The organism is Paraburkholderia sediminicola (assembly GCF_046026855.1).
In the GTDB taxonomy this organism is placed as follows: Bacteria; Pseudomonadota; Gammaproteobacteria; order Burkholderiales; family Burkholderiaceae; genus Paraburkholderia; species Paraburkholderia sediminicola_A.
Map to the genome: position 1 here is coordinate 108,104 of NZ_JAQQET010000031.1, position 6,307 is coordinate 114,410.

The following is a 6,307-nucleotide window of genomic DNA, read 5'->3' on the forward strand; positions in this document are numbered from 1 at the left end:
TCGACGGTGCGCACCGCACGCTCTCCTGAAGCGTGTTTACCCCAACTGTCCGTTTTTTCGACTGAACAGTTCCGATGGAAGTGTTCGGAACTGTGCATGGGTATTTGATCATCACACGTCAATAATCAATACAACAGGAAAGTTCTTCGAAGGAGAGAAGCGATGCGTGAAGTCCGTATTTTCGAAATGGAACATGACGAGCCCGCGGCGGCCTGGCGTGTCGCGCGTCCGTCGGTCTTCAAGGTGATTTCGGGCGAGATCTGGCTGACCGTTGAAGGCGACAACGCGGATCACTGGCTGGCAACGGGGCAATCGACCGAGTTGCCACGCGGTACGGTGGCGTGGGTCAGTGCAGGGAAGGCCGGTGCGCGTTTCGCGCTGGCTAGCGGGTCAGAACGCGCGGCAACCCGGCCACTGCGCAGCTTGCCAATGTTGAACTGGCTGCCGCGCTGGTTGGGCGTGGCGTAACCCGCGCCTCAACCTCAACCGGCCGCCTCATACTCCCCGATATAGCGCGCGCGTGGCCGGATCAACCGGCCGTCGCGCGTCTGTTCCATTGCATGGGCGATCCAGCCGGCCACCCGGCCGACCGCGAACAGCGTGAATGCGGCGCCGGCCGGTAGCCCGAGTACCCGCTCGATCGCAGCGAGCGCAAAATCGACGGTCGGCTCCGCGCCGGTCGTGTCGCGCACTGTGCGCGCGAGCGCTTGCACTTCGCCTAGCGGTGAGCGGGCCGGCGCGCAGTCGTCGAGCATCTCAAGCAACAGACGTGCGCGCGGGTCGCCTTCCGGATAGAGCTGATGGCCGAAGCCCGACAGCACGGGCCCATGTGCACCGTGTTCATGGCGCGCGAGCCGGTTCGCCAGATAGCGGTCGAGATCGGCGGCGCGCGATGCTTCATCAAGGAGCGCGGTGATCCGCACCGTCTCGCCACCGTGTCGCGGCCCGGCCAACGCGGCCAGACCACCCGCCACTGCGCCGAACAGATGCGTCCCCGTCGACGTGATACAGCGAACCGTGAAGGTCGACGCATTCAGTTCATGATCCGCGCATGCCACCAGCGCCGCGCGCAGCAGCCCTGCCTGCTGACGGCTACGCACATTCCATACTGAAGCCAACTGCTTGTGCAGTGGTTCGTTCGACGGCGCCGCTGAGATCATTGCGGCGGCCAACAGCCGCATGACCGCGCAGGCGGTATCGAGTTGCGCATCGCGGCCGAGCGCCCAGACCCGCGGCATTTGCGCCGCGGCGGCCGGCAGCAGCACGAGCGCGCGGTCGAGCGGCGTGCTGTCGCTCCAGAGTTTGAGCCAGGCTGCCCATTGAGCGGTGGCGAACGGGACCGCCGGTGCATCGGCGATACGCCTCGCGCTGCATTCCCACAACAACGCCGCGACATCTTCCAGTGATGCTGTGCGCGCCAGTTCCATGGCGTCATGTCCGCGATATAGCAAGCGGCCATCGGCCACCAGCGTGATCGACGATTCGAGCACCGGCACGCCCCAGTCCAGCACCTTCTGCGCGACCTTGCCGGCGCGCTTGCCGTCTTCCTTGCGCCGCGCGAGCCGCCGCACTTCGCCGGCGTCGTAGAGGCGATGCTTGCCTGGCGCGTCCGGCGACGAGGTCAGCATGCCGCGGCTGACATATGCGTACAGTGTGGGGAGGCTGATGCCGAGCGCGGCAGCAGCTTCGGCAGCGGTCAGGGAATGGGAGGAGGGCGGCATGGAAACACGTGGAAACCGAAGAAATCAATATATATTGATTATCATAATCAAGATTGATTCCGGCAAGGCGAAATTTTAGACTCGGTTCACTTTCTTCCCGTTCCGAGATGAACGACATGAACCCCATGACGCCTGAACTCGCTCTCAAACATATCTGGACAATCGCGGAATGCGACCCGACTGCGCTGAGGTCCGTTTCGCTTGCGGGCACCGATCCGGGCTTGCCGTCGGTCTACCGGGTCGGCGCGTTGGCCTCGGCGACCATCGCCGCGACCGGCCTCGCGGCTGCCGAATATCATCGCTTGCGCACGGGGCGTCGGCAACACGTCACGGTGGAGATGCGGCGTGCGCTGGCCTCATTTCGCAGCGAGCGCTATCTGCGTATCGACGAGGGTCCGCCGCCCGCCTTGCGCGATCCGGTGATGGGTTTCTACGCCACGCGCGATGACCGCTGGATTCAATTACACACGAACTTTCCGCATCATCTCGAAGGCGTGCTGAAGGTGCTCGGCTGCGCGAACGATCGCGCGGCGGTGGCTGAAGCGATTCGCGGCTGGGATGGCGGCACGCTGGACCAGACGCTCGCAGACGCCGGCTTGTGCGCGGCCTTGATTCGCACGCCCGACGAGTGGGCCGCGCTCGATCAGGCGAAAGCGATTGCGGGGCTGCCGTTGTTCGAGATCGAGCGCATCGGCGACGCGCCGGTCGAGCCACCACGGCGTGGCGGCGCGGAGCGGCCGCTGGCGGGCGTGCGGGTGCTGGATTTGTCGCGCATCATTGCCGGGCCGGTGGCGGGCCGCGCGCTCGCGCAGCATGGCGCCGAGGTGTTGATGGTCAACGGTCCGCATTTGCCGAATATTCCACCGCTGGTGATCGACAACGGGCGCGGCAAGCGTTCGGCGGTTGTTGATCTGCGCGATGCCGCTGGGCGGGAAACCTTACGCGGCCTCGCCGGTGGCGCAGATGTGTTTTTGCAGGCGTATCGGCCGGAGGCTCTGACGGCGCGTGGGTTTGGTCCCCAGGAACTGGTGCAGGTGCGGCCGGGGATCGTCTATGTCTCGGTTTGCGCTTATGGGCACACGGGACCTTGGGCCGGGCGGCGCGGCTTCGATAGTCTGGTGCAGTCTGCGAGTGGGATCGCTTTTACCGAGCGCGAGGCAGCGGGATGGGACGAGCCGAAGCACTTACCCTGTCAGGCGTTGGATCATGCTACGGGGTATCTGGCCGCTTTCGGCGCGATGGCCGCATTGGCGCGGCGAGCCACCGAAGGTGGCAGCTGGCACGTGAGGGTGTCGCTTGCGCAGACCGGACGGTGGTTGCAGTCGTTTGGATTGCTTCCCGACGGCTGGAAGGCAGCCGATGTTTCCATCGACGACGTGCGGGACTGTCTTACGACCGTTCAATCCGAGTTCGGACGTGTTCTGGGGGTTCTGCCGGCCGAGCGTCTGGATGAGACGCCTGCCTGTTTTGAGTTGCCGCCGGCCCGGATCGGGGCGCACGAGGCGAAATGGGAGTGAAGATTGTTTGCCTGTCCCGCGCCTGGTTGCTTGCGTACGCCGCCTGGTCGCGGGTGCAGGTGCAGATGCCCGCGCGGCGGAAAGCGCCGCGCGGTTAGAAAACTACTTCCTCAACTCCGCCACAAAATCATAGTAATCGTTCCGGCAGTAGGTGTCGGTCAGCTCGATCGCCCGCTGATCCGCCGTATACCCGACGCGAGTGATCAGCAACAGCGCGTCGTTCGGGGCAATGCTCATCTGCTGCGCGATCTCGTCGTTCGCGTTCACTGCGCGAAAATGCTGCAGCGCGCGGACAATCGTCAGTCCGCGATTTTCCAGGTACGTGTATAACGAATCGCCAATTGCCTGAGGATCGGGAATCACCGCAGCCGGGAAGGTGGAATTCTCCACGGCCATCACGATGCCGTCGGCGAGACGCAATCGGCGCAGCCGGGTCACGGCCGCCGCCGGCGACAAGCCCAGTTGAATCACCTCATCGCGGTTAGCCGGCGAAATTTCCCGCGACAACCACTTCGAACTCGGCGTAAAACCGCGCCGCCTTAGCATTTCGCTGAAACTCGACAGACGCGACAGCGGATCTTCATAGCGCGGCGTGATGAAGCTGCCCGCGCCTTGGGTGCGGCGGATTAATCCCTGTTCGACCAGTAGGGCAATGGCTTTGCGCGAGGTGATCCGCGATACGCCGAGCGCTTCGGACAGCACGCGCTCGGAGGGCAGCGCCTCGCCCGCGTTCCAACGGTTTTCGTGAATCGCAGTGCCGAGCTTGCGAGCGAGTTGCAGGTATAGCGGCGTGTCGTTTTCCGGGTCCGGGCGCAGGTCGCGCCAGCGGTCTTCCGAGGCAGAGGTCATGGGGCTCACGCAAGAAGGGCAAGCGGCAATTCTAAGACATCGGCGCGCTCCGTTATAGCGGGCTTTTGCCTGGTGGCCGATCCAATGCCCGTGCAACCGCTAAACTCGCCCCTATGATTTCCGTAGCTTGCGTCGCCGCATCGACCTATACGCATGGTCAGACGCGCATTTCAATCTGTTAGCCACTTCGAGGACCAAGCATGACGACCGATATCGCAAGCGTGAGCCTTCCCGACGGCGAGCGCATTCCGAAACTGGGGCAGGGCACCTGGGAGATGGGAGAACAGCCCGCGCGCCGCGCCTCGGAAATCGCCGCACTGCGTTGCGGCATCGAACTGGGCATGACGCTGATCGACACGGCGGAAATGTACGGCGAGGGCGCTACCGAATCGCTCGTGGGTGAAGCGCTGGCGGGGCTGCGCGATCAGGTCTTTCTCGTCAGCAAGGTCTATCCGCATAACGCCAGCCAGCGCGGCGTGATCGCGGCCTGCGAGCAGAGCCTCAAGCGCCTGAAAACGGATCGGCTCGATCTGTATCTGCTGCACTGGCGCGGTTCGGTGCCGCTCGCGGAAACCGTCGAGGCGTTCGAGGCGTTGCGCAGCGCGGGCAAAGTTCGCCACTGGGGTGTCAGCAACTTCGATACCGACGATATGGACGAGCTCGTCGCCACGCCGGGTGGCGAGGCATGCGCAACCAATCAGATTCTCTACAACGTCGCACGCCGTGGAGCGGAATTCGACCTGCTGCCATGGCTCGCCGCGCGCAAAATGCCGGCGATGGCATATAGCCCGGTCGATCACGCGCGCCTGCCGAAGCGCTCACCGCTCGATGACATCGCCGACACACGTGGTGTTTCGGTGTTTCAGGTGGCGTTAGCGTGGGTGTTGCAAAAGCCTGGTGTGTTCGCGATTCCGAAAGCGGGCCGCGTCGAGCATGCGCGCGACAACCATCGGGCGTTGCAACTGGAACTCGGCGCTCATGAACTCGCTGCCATCGACACTTATTTCAAACCGCCGCGCAGCAAGCGGCCACTCGAAATGCTGTAAACGGAGTGGTGGCCGCCTGCGAATGGCAGCCGGCCTTGCAGTCGGTGCGCTTACGCCGCTGTGGCTCGCTGCGCCGGCGTTATTAATTGCAACTGTGGTGCATGTGCACGGAACCCAGAACGGCGACTTCAGCGGGCGTGTGCTTGAGCGAATCTTCGTTGACCTGGGCCGCGTCGGCGACGAACTCGTCGACGATCGACGACACCTGCGTATTGCGCAAACACAGCGAGACCCGCTGCGTTTCGTTGGGCGGCAGCGACGCGCGCTGACCGAGGAACAGCACACCGTACTGATAGCCGTGGATGATGCCGCGGATCGCGCCGACGCATTGACCTTGCGCGACGTTGTCATTTTTCTGTTTGCAGGTTTGCGCGAGTGAATAGGCAGAGAAGGTGGGATCGACCGGCGGAGCGGCTTGCGACAGGGTCTGTTGCTCCTGCTGGGCCGATGTAGCCGGCGTTTGCGCCGGGGTTTGCGCATGAGCGAGCGATGCGAGGCCCAGAGCGGTGACCATGAGCAGGCCAGCGGCCGTGCGCACCATGGCGTGGGGGACGTTTCGTTGCATGTTGTGATGCCCTCATATCGAACGTTGATATCTGATATGAGGCGATCGCTTCGGTTTGGTTCCGGTCACGCGCGACGCATTCGATTGTTCTGGTTTTAAACGTGTGCAAGAGCCGCTTGTCAGCGGTTCGCGGCGGTGCCTGCCGTTTTGCCGGACCGCCTGCGGTGCTGACTACACCGGCCGGCTTCGGGCGGTGACGCTCGACCGGGGGATCGAGACATCACCGCCGATGCCGGCGGACTGCGAACGGGATACAGAAGTATGTCGTTAGCGACGGGTAGGGCGCGGGGGCTCCCTACCCGAGAAGCAGGCGACTGCTAGTGCCCATTCCCTCCGCCATTGCCACTACCGTTACCGCCGCTACCCTTGCCTCCGTGACCGCCGCCGAAGCCTCCGCCAAAGCCGCCGCCGAACCCGCCACCGAAGCCTCCGCCAAAACCACCACCAAAACCACCGCCGCTACCAGGACCGCCTCCTTTTCCACCGCCGGGGCCGCCGCTGGAGCCACCACCGCAACCGCAGCCGCTGCTTCCGCTGCTTCCGCTGCTTCCGCTGCTTCCGCTGCTTCCGCTGCTTCCGCTGCTTCCGCTGCTGCCGCTGCTGCCGCTG

At 64.1% G+C, this 6,307-nt stretch carries 7 protein-coding genes; 3 read left to right on the forward strand and 4 right to left on the reverse strand.

From position 1 onward, the window contains the following. Window positions 1–162 precede the first annotated feature (162 nt). Entirely contained in the window at window positions 163–468 is a 306-nt protein-coding gene (locus tag PQR40_RS28945) for a DUF2917 domain-containing protein (RefSeq protein ID WP_408484041.1), read from the forward strand. Between the two features lie 14 nt (window positions 469–482). Here the strand turns inward: PQR40_RS28945 and PQR40_RS28950 are convergent, their stop codons facing one another. Next, window positions 483–1,721, reverse strand: coding sequence for a citrate/2-methylcitrate synthase (locus PQR40_RS28950; protein WP_408510362.1), 1,239 nt, complete (start codon window positions 1,719–1,721; stop codon window positions 483–485). A 125-nt stretch (window positions 1,722–1,846) separates the two neighbouring features. Here PQR40_RS28950 and PQR40_RS28955 point away from each other — a divergent pair, with 125 nt between their 5' ends. Then, window positions 1,847–3,238, forward strand: a complete 1,392-nt coding sequence (locus PQR40_RS28955; protein ID WP_408510364.1) for a CoA transferase — start codon at window positions 1,847–1,849, stop codon at window positions 3,236–3,238. A gap of 102 nt (window positions 3,239–3,340) precedes the next feature. On the opposite strand, the gene PQR40_RS28960 is transcribed toward PQR40_RS28955, so the two are convergent. After that, entirely contained in the window at window positions 3,341–4,087 is a 747-nt protein-coding gene (locus tag PQR40_RS28960) for a GntR family transcriptional regulator (RefSeq protein WP_408235123.1), read from the reverse strand. A 200-nt stretch (window positions 4,088–4,287) separates the two neighbouring features. Here PQR40_RS28960 and PQR40_RS28965 point away from each other — a divergent pair, with 200 nt between their 5' ends. Beyond that, window positions 4,288–5,133: an aldo/keto reductase gene (locus tag PQR40_RS28965; protein WP_408337490.1), complete on the forward strand. Its 846-nt coding sequence runs from the start codon at window positions 4,288–4,290 to the stop codon at window positions 5,131–5,133. An 82-nt stretch (window positions 5,134–5,215) separates the two neighbouring features. On the opposite strand, the gene PQR40_RS28970 is transcribed toward PQR40_RS28965, so the two are convergent. Both PQR40_RS28970 and PQR40_RS28975 read right to left on the reverse strand, forming a co-directional pair. Beyond that, on the reverse strand, window positions 5,216–5,698 hold the full coding sequence (locus PQR40_RS28970; RefSeq protein WP_408337492.1) for a hypothetical protein: 483 nt from the start codon (window positions 5,696–5,698) through the stop codon (window positions 5,216–5,218). A gap of 295 nt (window positions 5,699–5,993) precedes the next feature. Beyond that, a partial coding sequence (locus PQR40_RS28975; RefSeq protein WP_408510363.1) for a hypothetical protein occupies window positions 5,994–6,307 on the reverse strand: 314 nt, incomplete at its 5' end.